This window comes from Streptococcus sp. SCPM-O-B-15277 (M60) (assembly GCF_058200335.1).
This window is the reverse complement of record NZ_JBYQGR010000002.1, coordinates 257,823-277,911: the sequence shown is the minus strand read 5'-3', so window position 1 is coordinate 277,911 and position 20,089 is coordinate 257,823. Positions and strand designations below refer to the sequence as shown.

Sequence of the window (20,089 nt, the reverse complement as noted above, 5' to 3'; positions counted from 1 at the left end):
GAGTTCCATGAATAAGCAAGATATCTCTACGATTATCGACCTTCACTTTGAAGAAATGACCGATTTAGAGCAAGAAATTGCCCGCTATTTTCTGCAGGCAGATACCATAAATGATGACTTATCCTCTCAACAAGTCACGCAAAAACTTCATATTTCCCAGGCGGCGCTCACTCGTTTTGCCAAGAAGTGTGGTTTTAAGGGCTATCGAGAATTCATCTTCAAATATCAGCAACAAAAAGACACTCTTTCTGCTCCTCAACAGGATATGAATCCTTTGACTCAACGAGTTCTCAGAAGTTATGCAAATGTGCGAGAAATTTCTCAAGGATTGATTGACGATGAGCAGTTGGAACGTGTAGCTCAGATGATTGACCAATCAGAACGCGTGTATTTTTTCGGAACAGGAAGTTCTGGTTTAGTTGCACGTGAGATGAAGCTACGTTTTATGAGATTGGGTGTCGTCTGTGAAGCCTTAACCGATCCAGACGGTTTTGCCTGGACGACTAGTATCATTGATGAAAAATGTTTGGTCTTTGGTTTTTCCCTCTCAGGAACAACACCGTCTATCATAGACAGTTTATTAGATGCCCAGGACATGGGAGCCAAGACGGTTCTATTTACAAGTGCACCGAATAAGGATACTCAAGCATTTACAGAAACCATTTTGGTCGCAAGTCAAAACCAAGCCTCTTATATTCAACGAATTTCTGCTCAGATTCCAATGCTGATTATCATTGATTTACTCTACGCTTATTTCCTAGAGATTGATCGCGAAAGTAAAGAAAAAATCTTTAATAGCTATTGGGAAAATAATAGACTGAATGGTTATCGTAGAAATACAAGAAATAGAAAGCCCTGAAATTGAAAACAATTCAGGGTTTTCTGTTTGGAAGAACGTTATCAATAAAAGAAGGAGTCCACAATGGGACTCCCTTTTTTAGTGTTTCAAAACACGTTCTTTGATTTAGTCTCTGCTAATCCTTCATCTCTTTTTTGAAGAAGAATAGCATCATTCCTGAAACTAGAGTGAGGGCAGGCAAGAGAGCTGAACTGACTTCTTCTCCTGTTGCCGGTAACTGTTTGCTAGCAGAATCTGCTACAGTTCCCTTCGCCTCTAGCTTGTCTTCTCCCATTGGTTGTGGTGCAGGAGTTTCTACATTTGTTGGTGCATCTGATTGAGGTGCATCTTTGTACACTACTGCATAGACACCTAAATGTGGAGCTACAAATTCAAGGGATGAACCTTTTTGTTCAAACTTCACTTCCTGCAATTCTTGATTTGCATTCATAGCATAGACATTGGCTACATCAGACGCCACAGCAACTTGAACAAGGGCTGCACCTTTCAATTGAACAAGTTCTCCTTTCTCATTCTTCAATTGAATTTGATAAGCATCGAAACGGCGACCTTCCAAGACCTGGTTAGCAACCTTATCGACCTCTAGAACAGAACCACCATTGAGGTCCCCTTCTCGAGCAATCAGTTTCAAGTTTGTTGATGAATCTTTCAAGACCTTCAATGTGCTATCAGTTGATGGACTTTCTTCCTTGGTTCCAACTTCGACGATGCGGTCTTGGGCTTCCTCACGTTCAACCTTAAGAACCTTACGGTTGTCACCATCGACTTCTACATAAGTCGTTACTTGTCCGTCTTTTCCTTCAGAAACAACTTGTTCCTTACCTTTAGCTAAATCAGCATTCTCACGGCGAACAGTCTTGAAGGCGATTGGTTCTTTCTCTACTTTTAGATTTGGTAGATTAAAGTCCAAATTCATAACGCCTTCTGTTGGCACAGCAGTTCCTTCTTGCGTACCAACTTCAAGGATGCGATCTTGAGCTTCTTCACGTTCTACTTTGACAACCTTACGATCGCTACCATCAACTTCTACATAGGTCGTTACTTGACCTTCTTTTCCTTCAGAAATGACTTGTTCCTTACCTTTAGGTAGGAGAGAATTTTCACGACGAATCGTATTGAAGGAAATTGGCTCTGTCGTTACTTCAAGGCTTGGTTGAGTTACACTCAATTCTTTAACACCTTCAGTTGGAAGATTTGAGTGTTCCACTTCTTCTTCTGGCTTACTTGGCTCCTCTGGTCTCGCAGGCTCTTCTGGAGCTGGTTCCTCTTTTGGTGTCGCCTGAAGATTGTTGATAGATGCCAAAGCGTCTTGCAAGGCCTTATCTACTGCATCCTGAGTTTTGGCTTCTTCGATAGCAGCTAAGGCTTGTTCTGCTAGTTCAACTAGTTTCTTCTTAGCTTCCTTGTCATCACCCAACTCAGCTGTTTTACTTTTAATGGCTTCGGACAAGCTTGCCATAGCTTTATCGTAGTCAAGCTTAGGCTCTACTGGTTTGCTTGGTTCTTCTGGTTTTGCAGGTTCTTCTGGCTTGCTTGGCTCCTCTGGTTGTGTTGGCTCCTCTGGTTTTGCTGGTTCCTCTGGTTGTGTTGGTTCTTCTGGAGCTGGCTCCTCTTTTGGAGTTGCTTGAAGCTTATTGATGGATACCAACGCGTCTTGCAAGGCTTTTTCAACAGCATCTTGAGTCTTAGCTTCTTGGATAGCCGCAAGAGCTTGTTCTCCAAGTTCAACGAGTTTTTCCTGAGCAGGTACATCATCGGCAAGTTCTGTTGCTTTTTTCTCGATAGCTTCAGTCAAATCTGCAATCGCCTTATGGTAGTCAATCTTAGACTCTTCTGGTTTGCTTGGCTCCTCTGGTTTGGCTGGCTCCTCTGGTTGAGCTGGCTCCTCTTTCGGAGTCGCTTGAAGCTGATTGATAGATGTTAGAGCTGCTTGCAAAGCTTTATCTACTGCATCCTGAGTCTTGGCTGCTTCAATAGCAGTAAGAGCTTGTTCTGACAACTCAACTAGTTTCTTCTTAGCTTCTTTATCGTTTCCGAGTTCCTTGCTCTTGTTTTGAATAGCCTCTGCCAAACTTGCCATAGCCTTGTCGTAGTTTGGTTCTTCTGGTTTTGCAGGTTCTTCTGGAGTTGGCTCTTCTTTTGGTGTCGCTTGAAGACTGTTGATAGATGCTAAAGCTACTTGCAAAGCTTTATCTACTGCATCCTGAGTCTTGGCTGTTTCAATAGCAGTAAGAGCTTGTTCTGACAACTCAACTAGTTTCTTCTTAGCTTCTTTATCGTTTCCGAGTTCCTTGCTCTTGTTTTGAATAGCCTCTGCCAAACTTGCCATAGCCTTGTCGTAGTTTGGTTCTTCTGGTTTTGCAGGTTCTTCTGGAGTTGGCTCCTCTTTCGGAGTCGCCTGAAGACTGTTGATAGATGCCAAAGCTGCTTGCAAGGCCTTATCTACTGCATCCTGAGTCTTAGCTTCTTGGATGGTTGCCAAGGCTTGCTCTGTTAGTGCGACTAGCTTCTTCTTAGCTTCCTTGTCATCACCGAGTTCAGCTGTTTTTCTTTCAATCGCTTCGGTCAGACTTGCCATAGCCTTGTCATAGTTTGGTTCTTCTGGCTGATCTGGTGTTGGCGTATCATCTGCACCGTAATTTCCCTCCTTATCAAGGATCGTTTGCAAAGCTGTTGCTGTTTTCAGAACTTCTTGTGCATCGGCATCACTTGCTGAAAGTTGCTCAGATAATTTGTCCAAGTTTGACTTAAAGGCTTGACGTGCCTCTGGAGTATTCTTCAAGCTTGTCTGGTCAAACTTAACCAACTCATCCTTCCAGCTCTTCATGGCTTGGATTAACTCTGCTTTGGTATAAAGAGCACTATCTTCACCATGAGTGATGAACTGGTCAACTTGGATACCAATATTTCTAGAGGTATCATTTAGTTTTGGATCCAATTGCAAGGTCACAGCATGCCAACCTTCTTCTAGCCCAGTCAAACGAACGAGAGTCTGATCGCCTTGACGTGTAGTAGCTGTACCACTGAAGTATTTCTTACCATTGTATTCAGACGCATTCCCTAAGCCATCTTGATACTCAAGTTCTTTACCATCTAGAGTAACCTTGTAGATACCATGCCCAGGATCAACAAAACCTTTGATTTCAAGACCTGTTCCGTAGAAGTAGGCTGTTACACTAGCATTTTTCTTTTGCTCGTCATTCAATCGACCGAATGATGCCCAAGACTCAGTGTTTTGGTATTTACCTGAAGAATTGGTTTCATGGTTCCAACCTGGGCTATAGTCAAGCTGAGTTGCTTGATCGTCATAGATTGTCTGGTCTTTTTGGAGTAATTCTGCCTTCATCACTCGAATCGTAGCTTCTGAAGCAAAACCAAGAAGGGCATTGTCAGAAACGCTAGTCATTTTCACTTTGAAGTCAAAGATTGAATCAGCTTGCTCTGTAAAGTCGATTGTTGGAATCGTGATTGTTTTCTCAGTTTCACCGTCTTGGAAAGTCAGGTCAGCGGTTGTATCCTTGTAAACTTTACCGTGAACCCCTGTTCCTGGCTCTGTTACAACATGAACTGTTGCAGCTCCTTTGCTACCACCAACACGTTTGATAGTTACAGTAACTGGTTGGCCTTTTTGAACTTCATAGGTTGTTTCTTTCAACTCAAACATACCTTTACCAGCATTATTGAGCGTGTAGATACCTTCAGTTGCAATAGCTTTGCCAGTTTTGTTAACGAGTTTGATGGTATGTTCACCTGGAGCCAAATCATCTGTTTCATAAACCATCTGGCTACGTTTACGAGATGCATTATTGGTTTGCACGTCTGCAACCTTCTGACCATCTACGTAAACTGACATTTCACCGTGGTTTGGATCCACTGTAGATACTACATATGCTTTTGTTCCAGTGAAACGGTAGGTGACGCTAGCATCTTTTTGGTTTGTCCACATAGATGTTCCGCGGATACCTTCAGATTCGTCATACCAAGTTGTATTTTCTTTATCAGCTGTTGTATTTGAATGGTAATCCAATCCTAGAGGGTAGCCGTCTGTTTTCTCAATACTGCTTGGTGTCTTATAAACAGAGAAGTTTGTCAAAATAGGTGTCGCTTGTGCACCAGTAATGGTCACGCGAATCTTTTGTGCTTCTACTGGTTGACCTTGGATAAGGCGACGATAACCAACAGTTGACCCTTCCCCGTATGGTACCCAACGTCCATTGAGCTCAACTTCAACCTTGAAGCCAGAGATACGTTGACCTTTAGCGATATCTTCTTTGAGTTCGACTACGTCAAAGCGTCTCTTTTGACCAAGATCGACAGTAAATTCACCCGTTTTAGCATCATTTGCTGGTGCCCAGCTGGTATCATCCTTACCATCTGTTAGGTGGCTTGCTTGATACAAGTGATTCTTACGAGTAGAGCTTGCAGTAACTGTTGCACCCTTAGCGAAATCAGTCGCATACATTTGATCCAAGGTTGCTCGGAATTCTTTCAAGCGGGCGACATCTGCATCTGCGAATCTACCTTCTTTATTTGGTGGAATATTGAGTAGAAGTGGCGTTCCACGACCAACAGACTTGAAGTAAATATCCATCAAATCTTTGATTGATTTTGGTTGTTGATTATCATGGTAGAACCAACCTGAACGGATAGAAACGTCTGCTTCACCGACTGAGTACATATCTCCTTCTGGATCCCCATGATTGAGATAATCATTCTTCACATCGTCGGTGATTTTAGCTTTCTTGACTTTATGCCAAACTGGATCTCCAGCGATTCCACGTTCATTACCAATCCAACGGACGCTTGTCGGTTGAGCAGAGAAGATAGCGATATCCCCTTCAGCTTTCTTGATGTACTCGAACCACTTGTCAAAGGTATAGGTTACTTTTTGAGCTCCGCTACCACGCGCACCGTCCATCCATACTTCGATGAATTTACCATTATTTCCGTATTTAGGATTGCCAAGGATTTCCTTGAGTTGGTTAAGGTAGTATTCGTTGTACTCTTTTTCAGTATTCACGTGATAGTTTGGATTATTTGCATCCCATGGTGATAGGTACACACCCATATTCATGTCATACTTAGTTGCTGATTTTGAGATTTCTTCAAGAAGGTCACCCTTACCATTTTTCCATGGACTAGCAGCTACGGTATGTTTTGTATATTGAGAAGGATAGATGACAAATCCGTCATGGTGTTTCACAACCATGATTGTTCGTTTGAATCCAGCGTCCTTCAATGTCTTAATCCACTGGTCTGTATCAAGGTTCGTCGGGTTAAAGTTTTGAGGATTTTCTCTACCGTTCCCCCACTCAGAGTTAGTATAGGTATTCATACCATAGTGGATGAAGGCAGCTAATTCTTCCTTGTGATAATCCAATTGAGCCTTGCTAGGCAGTGGACCGTAAGCAGCAATTTCTGTTTCTTCATCTTTTGGATCAGCTACTGGAGTTACAGGAGTCGCTGGTTTTGGATCTTCAATCTTTTCGTATTCAAAAATAACTTCATTCACCCCTTTATGCTTGATAGTCGCTTCTTGGCTCGCATTTACTGGACGATAGCCTTCAATTTCTTTGGCTTGGAATCTATGAACAAAGGAAACATCGTATTCCTTACCTTCATTATTGTCCACATCTGCAGTTGCCAACTCTTTATCAGAGTCTTTCAAGCGATAGTGAACTTCAAAAGAACCTTTATTCACTTTATAAACCACCTTGATGACACGAGTCCCTGCAGGAGTCTTGCTTACAACACTATGATCCTCATCCCAAGGGTCTTTCAGTTGTTTATTGACTGGAGAATCTCCAATTGAAACGATCTCATATTTTTCTTTATTCTTCTTGTAGAAATCTGTTTTTTCAATTTCCGATTTGTAGTTATAATTGAATTGTGCTCCAACTTCTGCCCTGTCTACAAACGTATCGTTTTCTTTGACTAGGTTATCATTTTGGTCCACATGTTCGATAACTACTCGGCCATAATCAACGCCTTCAACTAAGGTTGCTAGACCACTGTTGTCAAAGGCATACTTGTTTCCGCCAATGACAGCTGTTGTATTTCTGAGCAATTGTCCCTTCGAATCAAAGTAATAGCGATTATCGTTATCACCTTGGTACCAGCCTTCTTTGACACCGTACTTGTCAATGATTTCTTTGACCCATGCCAGTTGTTCTGGAGACAAGACAAGACCTCCACCGAAGCGGTCTTTTTCAGCAATGTTCATATTGTCAACAGTCCCACGTTGGTGGATTCCGATAACTTTGCCATCCCCATTGATGATACCACCACCAGAAAGACCTGATACAGAAGTCAAACGATAAGTAACTCCAACAGTTCCCTTATCATCATATTTTTCAGTACCTTTAACAACACCGTCAGCCTTATACAATTGGCCAGGTACAATTGGTTCCTTCAATTCTGGTGAGCTTGAGTCTGTAGGATAGCCAATCGTACTAACAGGTTCCCCTGCTTTATACTCTCGATACTCTGCTAAAGGAGTAAAGGTTGCAGCCTTATTTGGGCTTGCAATCTGAAGTGGAATAGGGGCTACAACCAAGGCTAGGTCATTCTTGTAACCTTCACCAAACTTTTCTTTATTCCAAAAATGAATATCTTTTTCCTTAAACAAAATATCCTTTCCTGAAGTTGGTAAAGATCTTTCTTTTGGAGTATTAGAGCCGACATTGTAGTAGAACTTAGCGGTATCACCACCTAAGATATGACCAGCATTGGTTTCGGCATCCTTCTTCAAGAAATTATGAGCCACTGTCAACATGATATTTGGAGCTACAAAGATACCAGAACCTGAATTGAGGTAACGCTGAGTTCCACCGTCTGCTAGAGGTGAGCTGAAAATTGTGTAAATCATGGTAGCTGATGTAGCAGGTTGACCCTCATAATTGATATGCTTAAGGTCTTGACCACCATTGATAATAGCTCTATTATCTTTCTCAACTTCAGTTGCATTTGATTCTTCAGCTTTTAAAATACTCTTCGTTTCTACTTTGGGGCTATCCTTTTCTGATACAATAGCTGAAGTATCCAATTTTTTCACTGGTGTATCAGGATAAGCACGGTCAGGAATCTCTGCCGGAAGTAAATCGCCAGCTTCTTCAGTAGTTTTAGTTTCTTCTGTTGCTTTTTCTGTAGCAGGAGCTACTTGTTCAGCTACATCTTCTTTAACAGGAGTCGCTACTTCTTTAGTTTCCTTAACTGTCTCTACTTTTTCTTTATCAACATCGATTACTTCTTTTGCTTGACCTTCCACTTCTAGTTTTGGCTCTGTCACAACTTCGTTAGCAGCAACATTTCCAGATGCAAAAAAAGCTAGTCCAACTGCCACAGAGGCTACACCAACCGTTAGTTTACGAATACTAAATATACGACTTCTTTCAAAAAAATACTGTTTCATCAAATTCTCCTAATGAACAAAAGCAGTCAGCTACTGCAAGAGCCCAGTTTCTCTGGCGACAATCTTATTTCTCAGTACCTACTTTAAAACTCTTCTTCCTCCCACTCTTATCTTCTGTTTAAATTCATTTTAGAAATCGCTTACATTTTTTCTGAATAAAAAAATGACTTGATTTTACAAACGCTTTTTCGAGATTTCTCAGTATAATAAATATACTATATTATTCCAAGAAATGCAAGGGCTTCCAAAGTTTTATTAAAGTTTTACCTAACTTTTTTCCTGCCAAAAAAACCTAAATTGGCAAAGCCAATTTAGGACTGTTTGGTTCTGAAATGATAATATGCTCCGAGCATACCAGCAGTATTCTGATGGTGGGCAAATTCAAGTCGAGTCTTGTCTGCCAAACTTGGAACAAGCGAATCTTTCAAAGCCTTACGGATTTTTGGTTTCAAAATTGCTTCTTGCCCCATAATGCCACCACCAAGGATGACAACTTCTGGATTGGCAACATAACAAATATTTGCGAGACCCTTACCAAGGTAATCTACCATACGGTCAATCCCCTCCATGCAGAGTTTATTGCCTTCGGTAGCTTCTTTGAAAATTCTGCGACCGTTCCACTGTTCCATTTCATCTCCATGTGCGTCTGCTACATACTTAACAAGAGCTGTCGTAGACGCTAAATCCTGGAAAGCTCCATCTTGCATGTGCAGATAACCAACCTCACAGGCAGAATTACTAAAGCCATGGAAAACTTGTCCATCAATGATTAAGCAACCACCGATACCAGTCCCAATTGTCAAGCAAAGAGTAATACTTGCACCTTTTCCTGAACCAGAGACAGCTTCAGCAAGCCCTGCACAGTTGACATCATTTTCAATTTCACAAGGAATATTAAAGCTAGCTTCAATTTCCTTTTTAAATTGGGTTCCGGCATAATTTGGAATCTGTGGACCAGCATAGAAAATTTCACCCTTATCAGGATCAACCATTCCCGCTGAGGAAATGGCTACACCTGACACTTGTCCTTTTTCTAGATAGCTAGCTACGATATCTTTTGTTTTCTGTAAGATGTGTGGGCCACCCTTATGAGCCTCAGTCGCTACTTCGTTAGACTCTACAAGTTGTCCATCTTGGTCAATTAAACCGTATTTGATATTAGTTCCACCAATATCAATTGCAACGTAATTAGTCATAAAGCCTCCTATTGATTAGAGGAAACGCTCCTTAGTTTCACGAATCAATTGAGCAGCTGCTTCTACAACTGGACGATCTTCTTCGGTCACTGGTGTAAGTGGAGAACGAACTGATCCGATATTAAGCCCTTCATTGATTTTCAAGACTTCTTTGATAACACCGTACATGTTTCCATGTGCAGCAGTCAATTTACCAATGATAGCGTTGATTGCATATTGCAATTCACGCGCTGTTTCTAGGTCTTTATCTGCAATCAATTGGTTGAGTTTCAAGAAGAGTTCTGGCATAGCACCATAAGTACCACCAATACCAGCTTTAGCACCCATAAGACGACCACCGAGGAATTGTTCATCTGGACCATTAAAGACGATATGATCTTCGCCACCAAGACTAACAAAAGTTTGAATATCTTGAACTGGCATTGAAGAATTTTTAACACCAATCACACGTGGGTTCTTCAACATTTCTGTGTAAAGACTTGGAGTCAAAGCAACTCCTGCCAATTGAGGAATGTTATAGATAACATAGTCTGTATTTGGTGCTGCTGCACTGATGTCGTTCCAGTATTTTGCTACTGAGTACTCAGGCAAACGGAAGTAAATTGGAGGGATTGTTGCGATAGCATCTACTCCCAAGCTTTCTGCATGACGAGCAAGTTCGATACTGTCTTTCGTATTATTGCAAGCCACGTGAGCAATAATTGTCAATTTACCTTTAGCAACTGCCATGACTTCTTCCAAGATCAATTTACGGTCTTCTACACTTTGGTAGATACACTCACCTGAAGAACCATTAACGTAAAGTCCTTGAACACCTTTATCAATAAAGTATTGAACTAAAGCACGAGTACGTTCTGGGCTTACTTCACCCGCATCATCATAACATGCGTAGAAGGCAGGAATGACACCTTCATATTTTTTTAAATCTGACATAGATTTCTCCTAAAATTTCTTATTTTCTGCACCGGGCAGATGATTATTTACTATTTTAGTATACACCTTGTAAAAAGCGCTTTCAATACATCCAAGCCACTTAGATTTTAATTTCTATACATCTCCCGAAGCTTTTCTTGTTTGAAAGTAGTTTCATATTGTTTTCAATTCTCTTGATATTTAGCAAACAATTTTTCCATTAATCCTGCTTGGCAAAAGGCAAGAAGACCAAAGCCAAAGAGTAGAAATGCCGAACCACCAAGTACTAGAGTAAAGCCTGATAGATAGAGAAGCATGATGATTAAGAAAATAATCGCAAGCATCAAGAAGAACCAAACAAAGTTAAAGCTGACCAAGAGCAAGCCCTTTTGAAGAACTTCTTTCCAAGTCAAGTCATAGCGTGCCGCAATCGGATAGCTAGCCAACATAACTAGGGTTAAAAATATCAGAATTCCCAAGCAAATAGCTTTAATGAGCTGAAAGGCAACACCAGTTTGACTCCAGAATAGTGATAAGTCAATTACACTAATCAAAAAGATTCCTAGTTCCAGCAAACCTAACTGAAAACCTAATTTCAAATTTTGCTTAAAGGCTCTAATATAGATTTTGAAAACAGGAATACGACGGCTGCGCTTCACTTCAAAGATTGTCTGATAGAGACTGATTTTAGCTACTCCAATAGTCACAATAGGCAAACAAGACACAACAAAGAGTAGGTTAACCGTCACAATATCTAAAACCTTCTCGCAAAAACGCATAAGAAAATTATCCGTATCGAAAGCCGCTTTTATCAATCCAGATCCTTTATGTGCCATTGTTTGCTCCTCCTAACTGACTAATCGATTAAAATTTTAAATAAATATTTGCGAACTGTATCTTCCATACCTGCATAACCATTAGGCTGATGAGGTTCTCCTGGGAAAAAGACTGCAAAATTGTGATATCCCAACAAAAGTGGGTATTGTTCGTGACAATGAACAAAGCCAATATCGCTAGCTTCATCAAAGGCTACAGCCTCATCTTTGATACGAGAACCGTAACTAGAATACTCATGTCCTTCAACTAACAAATGTAAGTCTGCATAGTTTTTATGATGCTCAAAGCGATCATTTTCTTCTTTATTGAGAACATTTTCCTGTACAACTAAGAAGACCTTATCTCCATCAATATCGTATTTACCCAATTCAAAAGTATCTTTACGATGCTCATAGAGATAATCAATAGCCTTATCCAGATTTGGATGGATTCCCTTGTAAAAGCTAATGTTTTTTAAATCATCAAAAATCATAGTAATTTCCTTTACTTGATTGTTATCTTCAGACACAAAATGTCTAGCCAGTAAGTTTATAAGTGTCTAACAAAACTTCATGAAGTAACCAACTTCTCTCCATTTTGTAGACACTTATATATCCTGTATTCTCTTAGTCTATCAACTATACTTCTGCATACTGATAAACAGATTGTACTATATTCAATTTTCGCAGAGTATTAACCTTTAACGGCTCCCATAGTAATACCTTGAGTGAAGGATTTTTGGAAGACAAGGAAGACTGTTACGATTGGCACCGCTGCAAGAGCAGCCCCTGCCATAATTAAACCATAGTTGGTTGCCATCTCAGCCTGCATAGTCGCAACCCCGAGTGAGATGGTCAAGTTGTTACGAGATGTCAACATAACCAACTGCATAAAGTAGTCATTCCATGTATTGATGAAGGTAAAGATTGCAAGAGCTGCAAATCCTGGCTTCACGATTGGGAAGGCTACGCTCCAGAAAGTACGAATCTCACCACATCCATCAATCTTAGCAGATTCGAGCAATTCTGTTGGAATGTTTTCACTGAACTGTTTCATGAGGAAGACCCCAAATGGCCATCCGATCAAAGGCAAGATAACCGCCCAAAGAGTGTCATGGATTCCCATGAAGTTGACGATACGTACCAATGGTACAAGGACAACTTGTTTTGGAAGAGCCATGGCAGCGATAAAGATAGCGAATAGAATGCGTTGTCCATAGAAACGTTTCTTAGCCAATACATAACCAGCTAGGGATGAAGTGGCACAAACCAAGAACATAGTTACCAATGAAATGAAGACTGAGTTCCACATCCATTGTAAGGCTGGGTTTTGCACCATCAATTGTTGGAAGTTCTCCATAGTTGGAGCTTTCGGGAACCATTGTGGTGGAATCATAATGGTATCCGGTTGTGATTTGAATGCACCTGTCAAAATCCAGTAGAATGGAAAGATAAACAGTACAGTCAATAAAAGCAAGAAGATGGTTGAAATAACAGTGAAGGCTGTTAAAGGTTTCTTTTGTGTAGATTGCATAGCTGTCTCCTTTCTATTAATATTCTACGTCGTTTCCAAGTACTTTAAATTGAACAAAGCTGACGATAGCGATCATAACTGCCAAGAATACACCAATAGTATTGGCATAGCCATACTCAGTCAATTGGAAGGCTTTTTCGTAAAGGTAGTACATGAGAGTACTTGTTGAGTAGTTTGGACCACCGGAAGTCAAAAGCTGAATCAAAGCGAAACACTGGAATGAGTTGATTGTTGTAATGATTGCAATATAAAGAGTTGTTGGAAGGAGGCTTGGCCATTTAATCTTCCAGAAAACTTGTAACTCAGTTGCTCCGTCGACACGCGCCGCTTCTACAAGTGAGTTATCAATATTACCCATTGCAGCGATGTAAAGGATGATTGGTTGACCAACTGATGTTGTCAAAAGAATAATCATAATCGCCATCAAAGCCCAGTTTTTATCTCCTAACCAAGAAATGTTTTGGCTAATGATATGGCTTGACTTAAGCACGAAGTTCAAAATACCTGATAGAGGATCGTAGATCCATTTCCATACTACTGTTACGGCAACACTACCTGTTACTACAGGGAGGAAGAAGACGAAACGATAGAAGGATCTAGCAACGGCATTTTGTTGGTAAGTTTGTGATGCCACAAATAGTGAGAAAAGTACAACGACTGGTACAGATCCGATAACTAAGATTACGGTATTAATCAAAGATTTTGTAAAGACAGGGTCTTTAAACATGCGGATATAGTTGTCAAGTCCCACAAACTCAAAGCTAGTCATCGAGTAGTTAAAGAAACTAGTGATGAATCCCATGATCATTGGAGCTAGGACGAAGACGGTAAAGAAAATTAATACTGGTGCTAAGAAAGCATAAGAAACAATTGTTTCTCTCATGCGAATTTTATTGACTTTCACAGTTGGCACCTCACTTTCAAATAGTTTTTGTTTTTCGACTGTCATCTGACATTGATCTAAAATCAGAATGAAATTCTTTTAAAGATTTGCCAATGTAAGAACTTCATTTTAATTTTGACCTGTCAGTTCCTTACATTTTTTAAATAAAACTCCCCCTTTTCGTACACAGTTATGCACAGGGAAAAGGGGGGATTTTACTTTTTATTTAGGGCTTATTGTTTAGCTGCTTTTTTGATTGTTTCATTCGCTTTTTCAGTGAATGTCTTCAAAGCTGGAGCAGGTTCTTCGTCACCATTAGATACTGATTGCAACATTGGGAACCAAAGTGTTCTCATTTCAGCAAATCCGTCAATTGTGTTGTAGTATGGAGCGTAGTATTGAGTCCAACCACTGATTGTTTCCATACGTTTGTCATCGTAAAGTTTACCAAATGAAGTACGAACTGGGAATGCTCCTGTGCGAACTACGTCTTTAGGACCCCACTCTTTATCATCACATATGAATTGGATGAATTTCTTAGCTGCAGCAATTTTCTTTTCATCCTTGTTGTTAAATACTGCAAATCCGTTTACAAGGTATTCAAGAGATGGTTTGCCTGAGTCAGATGGGAATGGTACTTCAACCACTTCAACTTTACTTGCTTCCAACAATTTAGCTTGGATACCGTTTTGAGCTGGAGCCCAAAGGAGTGTGTATGATGTTTGACCGTTTGCAAAGTTTTGGATGTCTGCTCCACCGTCATATTGTGAACCGTTGTTCAACAAACCTTCTTTAATCCAGCTTGATGCTTTTTCAAGACCTTTGACAAATTTAGGGTCGTCAGTTGTGTATTTAGTAACTTCTTTGTCTGTTACAGAACCACTGTAAAGGTTAGCGATGAAGGCACGTGTTCCTTGGTCTCCCCCTTGACCTGAACTGAACAATGAACCTGGAGTGTATCCTTTATCTTTAAGTGCTTTCAAGACTTTTTCGAAATCATCTGTTGTCCAACCTTCTTTAACAAGGTTAGCAACTCCTGCATCTTCCAACATTTTCTTGTTCATAGCCATGTAGAATGGTGCTGAACTGATTGGATACATGTAAGCTTTATCGCCAGCTTTACTTGCTTGGATGATATTTTCGTTGTTAACATCTTTCACAAATTCGTCTGTGAAGAGATCGTTCAACTCAGCTAATTTACCATTTTTACCGTAATTGATGATACGACCTGGTGCGTCAAAGAGTACATCTGGAGCAGTTCCAGCTTCGATAGCAGTAGTGATTTTTTCAGGACCAGATTTGAAGTCGATTGTTTCTAATTTAACTTTGATATCTGGATTTGCTTTTTCGAAAGCTTCGATGATAGATTTTTCATAAGTACCTACACCGTCACCAGATTTTTCTTGAGTGAAGACTGGGAAAGCCCACCAAGTGATTTCAGTTTTCCCTGAATCCGCTGCAGCGTCTTTTTTAGCGTCTGATTTGCCACAAGCAGCAAGAGAAAGAACGGCAGCACCCGCAAGTACTGTACAAGCTAGTTTTCTAAATTTCATTAGTATTCTCCTAAATGATGATAAGCGTATCCGAAACGGATAGTGAGCATTGACAACTTTGTATACGTTTACATTTTATTTTACGAATCAACCACTCTCCTCGTGTTTTAATTGTCTTATTTGAGACCCGCAACAAATCGTTCCGTAATCTCTTTTGGTCTAGTAATAGCTCCACCGACTACAATGCCTCGCACTCCGTAACCTAGGATTTGCTTAGCCTGTTCTGGTGTATGAATTTTTCCTTCTGCGATGACGTCTACACCTGCATCGCAGAGTTTCTTGATGAGTTCAAAATCTGGACCATCCACTTTTGGACTATAAGATGTGTAGCCTGACAAGGTTGTTCCGACAAAATCGATTCCCGCCTCAACTGCTGTTAGTCCTTCTTCAAAGGTACTTGTGTCAGCCATCAAGAGTTGGTTTGGATATTTTTCTTTGATTTGACGGATAAATTCTTGAATCTCTAGGCCATCATGGCGTTCTCTCTTGGTACAATCTAGAGCGATTACCTCAATATCTAGAGCTGCTAGTTCATCAACTTCTTTCATAGTAGCTGTGATGAATGGTTCCTGTGGTGGATAATCACGTTTGATAATTCCGATAATCGGAAGATTTGTGACCTCTTTGATTTCCTTAATATCCCGAACACTATTTGCTCGGATACCGACTGCTCCACCTTGCTCAGCCGCTTTGACTAGCAAGGGCATTACACCTCCCGCTTCTGTATAAAGCGGTTCGTGAGGAAGTGCCTGACAAGAAACGATGATTCCATCTTTAATCTGCTCAATCAAGGCTTCTTTACTGATCTGTGGCATCCACTTTCCTCCTTTTCTTTTTTCTTATGAGCCTATTATATATCATTTTTAAAGCGCTTTCAAGAACTTGTACTAGAATAGATTGAAGTTTCAAAACAATTTTATGAAACAGAATCTCCTGAAAGTAGTTTCAGGGAAAAATACACGACTTTGAATCGCCTTCCATCCGCTTATTTCCACTAGAATCTTCGCTTTCTACAAATAAAGAGCCTGTAACGAATAAACGTTACAGACCCTTCTAATATAAGTCTAAGTCTTTTTTATGGAGACTTTTTAGATTCAACGTTGCCATTAATCTTCTTTTTTCTTAGCCATTCCAAACAAACCGAGGAGCATTCCAACCATTCCTACAGATACTAGAGGAGTTGAAACCTCACTTCCTGTTGCAGGGAGGGTTGGTTGTTGTGGTTGAGATGCTGGAGCTTGATATGTCTTGTCTTGATGTGCTACTAAAGTGACAAGCGGTTTTTCTTCAACCTTATATTCCGGAAGTTCGTTTTTGGCTGCTTCGGCTGCATTTACTCCGCCTGTGAATTCTGGAAGTTCATGCTTAAGGGCTTGAACTGCATTTGCTCCACCTGCAAATTCTGGAAGCTCATTTTTGAGCGCTTCAACTGCGTTTACTCCGCCTGTGAATTCTGGAAGCTCATGAACTGCAGCTTCGACTGCATTGACACCACCTTCGAATCCTGGGACTACTACTGTTGGTGCCGGCTCGTCGCCCACTGTTCCAATAGCTTCTGTATACTCAGGTGCCTCTGTTACAGGCGCTTCCTCACCATTCACGCCACCTGTGGATTCCGGAACCTCTATTGTTGGTGCTGTTTCCTCACCTGCTGTTCCAATAGCTTCTGTATACTCAGGTTCCTCTGTTACAGCCGCTTCCTCACCATTCACGCCACCTTCGAATTCTGGAACCTCCACTGTTGGTGCTGCTTCGTCACCTACTGTTCCAATAGCTTCAGTGTACTCAGGAAGTTCTGTTACAGCTGCTTCTTCGCCATTTACGCCACCTGTGGATTCCGGAATTTCTACTATTGGTGCTGGCTCGTCCCCCACTGTTCCAATGGCTTCTGTATACTCAGGCGCCTCTGTTACAGCTGCTTCTTCGCCATTTAAACCACCTTCGAATTCTGGGACTTCATGTACTGCTGGTTCCCCTTTTGAGGTTTCCACTGGAATATATTCTGGAACTTCATGTACTGCCACTTCGTCACCATTGACGCCTCCTGTGAACTCTGGAACTTCATGAATGGCAGGTTCTTTACCATTAATTCCACCAGGGATTCCTGCATCTTCAAGGCTAACTGGCAAATTATGCATGCTCTCAATCGCACCATCAGCTAATTCTGTAACTTCTTGACCAATATCTTCTTTTTTGACAACAAACAACAGTGTTTTTGTATCGTACTGAGTTAAGAAGGTTGCTAGATTTCCATTCGCTAATTTAAGAACAGGAGCTTGGTTTACCAAGACTTCTGAATCAAATTCTAGTGCAACAATATTGTTACCCATATCTACTGCACTTTTTACTTTTGCTTTAGTTGGTGCAACCATATCTTTACTCAAGAAATCCCAGTTGAATTTCTTATAAGATAGAGTATATTCATTTTGATTAGCATCTGCATGTTCATAAAGTAAGCCAAATTCACCATTCCCAAGATCTTGCAATGAGTTATAGGCAAATTTACCACTTTGAATTGGATTGTGTTTTAGCCAAGTTAATTCTCCGTTAGCTTCCACACGTGCCAAGTGTACCAAACCGTTGTAACGTCCTGGTCCACCTGCGTTACTGAGGACGATATATTCCTTACCATCTTGTACAGTATGAATAGCTGACATTTGAACATAGACATCTTTGACATCTGAATAGCGTTTTACATCTTTTTCCCAGGTCGCTCCGCCATCTTTACTTGTTGCAACCTGCAAATCTCCTGTCAATCCACGCATGAAGAGTTTGAGGTCTCCGTTGTTCAACTGAACAACAGTTGACTCAGTATTTTGAGCACCTGGATTATTCATTGTTGAAGAGTGAATTGTTTGGTTACCTACTGGACGGTTATCATTGACTGCTTCACCTGCTTGCCAAGTTTCACCATGGTCATCAGAGTAAATGACGCGTGAAGACTGAGAACCACTCAAGTAAGATACGTTATTTGTAGTATAGACTGGAATAACCAGGCGACCTTTGTGTGGTCCTGAATGTAAGGCAATCCCTGTACCAGGCCCTGTTCCTAAGAAGTGCATCCAGTCCTTACGAATACCGTATGTAATATCTTTTGGTGCAGACCAAGTTTTTCCATCGTCATCACTATAAGACATCCAGAGATAGTTGGTGTTTGAAACTCTAAAGATATTCTTGTCACTGTATTCGAAATAGACATTGCCAATTAGTTCTTCACCCTTGTATAGATCACCCTTATCGCTATAAGCTGGTTGTTTAGGATCAACTACAACACGGTATTCTGTTTTTCTATTTTCAGGGTCAAAAACTTCACCATTTTCACGGATAGTATAACGTCCCGCATCACCTTGTTTGTACAAGACTTGGTAAACCTTATCACCGATTTGCTCATAGGCTTGTGGTGCTTTCCCTGGTAGAGAGAATACTGCCTTCCCTTCGAGGAACATATCATAAATTGAGAAGATTCTCTTGGTTTTCGGATCTTGGACTAAAGCCATGTCAATATTAACTGGTGATGGCCATTCTGGATTTTTAGCTTTCTCATTGTCACGAGGATTAGAGATGGTAATTCTATCTCCCCATGTCTTCCCATTGTCATCACTACGACGAACAACCATACCAATATCACCCCAGTCAGAGTGATGCAAGCGTCTTTCATCCGTTCCAGCAATCAAGGTTCCTTTATCAGTTTTAAGAAGGGCTGGAATACGGTAACTTGCAATACCATCTTTATTTGGTTTGCGGTTCACACCACCTTCGAATACATCTAACTTTTCAGTAACTTTTGCACCTTCAGGAAGTTTCTTCTCCAATTCACCTCTTTCAAAGAACTGACTACGTTTTTTCACTTCTTCTGGAGAAAGGGTACGATCATAAATCGTTAAATTACGGACCTTAAGATTAGCGCCCCAATGGTTTTTGCCTTTACGTTTCAATGTACCAATTTGCATACGATTGACATCTGGCATGTCTTGGATGAAACGACCAGACTGAGGACTTGTTCGCGACAAGACACCATTTACATAGACGCGAACTTGACCATTTGGTTGGTCTGCATTTGGTCTTTCAACTGTAAAGGTTACAGAGTTCCACTCACCTGGCTTAATCTTCAAAGGAGCAGTTTTATAATCACCATAGAAATGTTTCCCATTGGCATCACGACCTTCAACGATAGCAGTGTTATTAAGGATTGCCATGGTGAAGTATTCATCTACTTTGGTATCACTAGAAACTGAGAAAAGACTGTATAAATTTGGTGCAGATGCATCTGGTTTGAACTCCATATGAATAGTCGCATTCTGAAGTTGTTTAACCTTGTCCAGCTCGTCTTTCATGTCAACTATTTGACCATTTGAAGGATTGGTTTCAACATCCTCTTTTTCAACGACAACATTGGCATTTTCTAATTCTCTTGCGTAGAAGTCACGTGGGACGCTACCAACTTCCTCATTCTCAGTTTCTGCTGCTGGAGTCTCTGCTGCTGGAGTCTCTGCTGGAGTTTCAGTTTCTGTTGGTTTTTCAGAACCTGGGTTTGCTTTCAGCTCTTCACGGTTTACTTCAGTTCCTTTATCCGTCGCTTTTGCCAACTTATCAGCAAGTTCCTTATCAAGATTTGCTAGATTTCCTGATTCTACTTCTTTTGGCAATTCTGGCAAAGCTTGTCCAGCTGTTTCACCACTGGTTGCTGGAGCTTCTTGAGCTAAAACTGGTGAAGCACCAAAAACAACTGCTCCAATGACTACTGATGCAGCTCCTACTGTAAATTTTCTAATCCCAAAACGTTGTTTCCGTTCAAAATCTCTCTGTGTCATATATTTCCTTCCATTTTCCACAAAAATAAAGCGCTTTCTTTTTTGCTTAAAAATTTTTGCCCCTAGGGCTTTGAGCAAGAAAGAAACTGTATTGTTGATGGGTTTTTCCCATTCT

At 40.7% G+C, this 20,089-nt stretch carries 11 protein-coding genes; 1 reads left to right on the top strand and 10 read right to left on the bottom strand.

The features are described from left to right. The first annotated feature begins 7 nt into the window (after positions 1–7). Complete coding sequence (locus AC3E9F_RS04785; protein WP_263394390.1) at positions 8–859, top strand: MurR/RpiR family transcriptional regulator; 852 nt, start codon at positions 8–10, stop codon at positions 857–859. A 115-nt stretch (positions 860–974) separates the two neighbouring features. Here AC3E9F_RS04785 and AC3E9F_RS04780 read toward each other — a convergent pair whose 3' ends face one another. The 10 genes from AC3E9F_RS04780 to AC3E9F_RS04735 form a co-directional block, all read right to left on the bottom strand. Then, positions 975–8,270 (bottom strand): alpha-L-fucosidase, encoded by a 7,296-nt coding sequence (locus tag AC3E9F_RS04780; protein WP_490672872.1) that lies wholly within the window; start codon positions 8,268–8,270, stop codon positions 975–977. 311 nt (positions 8,271–8,581) lie between these two features. Then, the gene (locus AC3E9F_RS04775) at positions 8,582–9,466 is read right to left on the bottom strand and encodes an ROK family protein (RefSeq protein ID WP_414254025.1); all 885 of its coding nucleotides are present in this window, start codon (positions 9,464–9,466) and stop codon (positions 8,582–8,584) included. Between the two features lie 15 nt (positions 9,467–9,481). Continuing rightward, complete coding sequence (locus AC3E9F_RS04770; protein ID WP_254730137.1) at positions 9,482–10,399, bottom strand: dihydrodipicolinate synthase family protein; 918 nt, start codon at positions 10,397–10,399, stop codon at positions 9,482–9,484. A 164-nt stretch (positions 10,400–10,563) separates the two neighbouring features. Next, on the bottom strand, positions 10,564–11,214 hold the full coding sequence (locus AC3E9F_RS04765; protein WP_263394387.1) for a YesL family protein: 651 nt from the start codon (positions 11,212–11,214) through the stop codon (positions 10,564–10,566). 20 nt (positions 11,215–11,234) lie between these two features. Next, positions 11,235–11,687, bottom strand: a complete 453-nt coding sequence (locus AC3E9F_RS04760; RefSeq protein ID WP_263394386.1) for a NanQ anomerase/TabA/YiaL family protein — start codon at positions 11,685–11,687, stop codon at positions 11,235–11,237. Positions 11,688–11,887: 200 nt separating this feature from the next. Next, on the bottom strand, positions 11,888–12,727 hold the full coding sequence (locus tag AC3E9F_RS04755; protein ID WP_004250812.1) for a carbohydrate ABC transporter permease: 840 nt from the start codon (positions 12,725–12,727) through the stop codon (positions 11,888–11,890). 16 nt (positions 12,728–12,743) lie between these two features. Beyond that, positions 12,744–13,610, bottom strand: a complete 867-nt coding sequence (locus AC3E9F_RS04750; RefSeq protein ID WP_053092415.1) for a carbohydrate ABC transporter permease — start codon at positions 13,608–13,610, stop codon at positions 12,744–12,746. 233 nt (positions 13,611–13,843) lie between these two features. Then, a complete protein-coding gene (locus AC3E9F_RS04745; RefSeq protein WP_263394385.1) occupies positions 13,844–15,163 on the bottom strand; it encodes an ABC transporter substrate-binding protein in 1,320 nt (439 codons plus the stop codon). Positions 15,164–15,279: 116 nt separating this feature from the next. Then, complete coding sequence (locus tag AC3E9F_RS04740; RefSeq protein ID WP_006152943.1) at positions 15,280–15,978, bottom strand: N-acetylmannosamine-6-phosphate 2-epimerase; 699 nt, start codon at positions 15,976–15,978, stop codon at positions 15,280–15,282. A gap of 291 nt (positions 15,979–16,269) precedes the next feature. Next, positions 16,270–19,974 carry an SIALI-17 repeat-containing surface protein gene (locus AC3E9F_RS04735; RefSeq protein ID WP_490672871.1) on the bottom strand — a complete coding sequence of 1,235 codons (3,705 nt, stop codon included), beginning with the start codon at positions 19,972–19,974 and terminating at the stop codon, positions 16,270–16,272. Positions 19,975–20,089 lie beyond the last annotated feature (115 nt).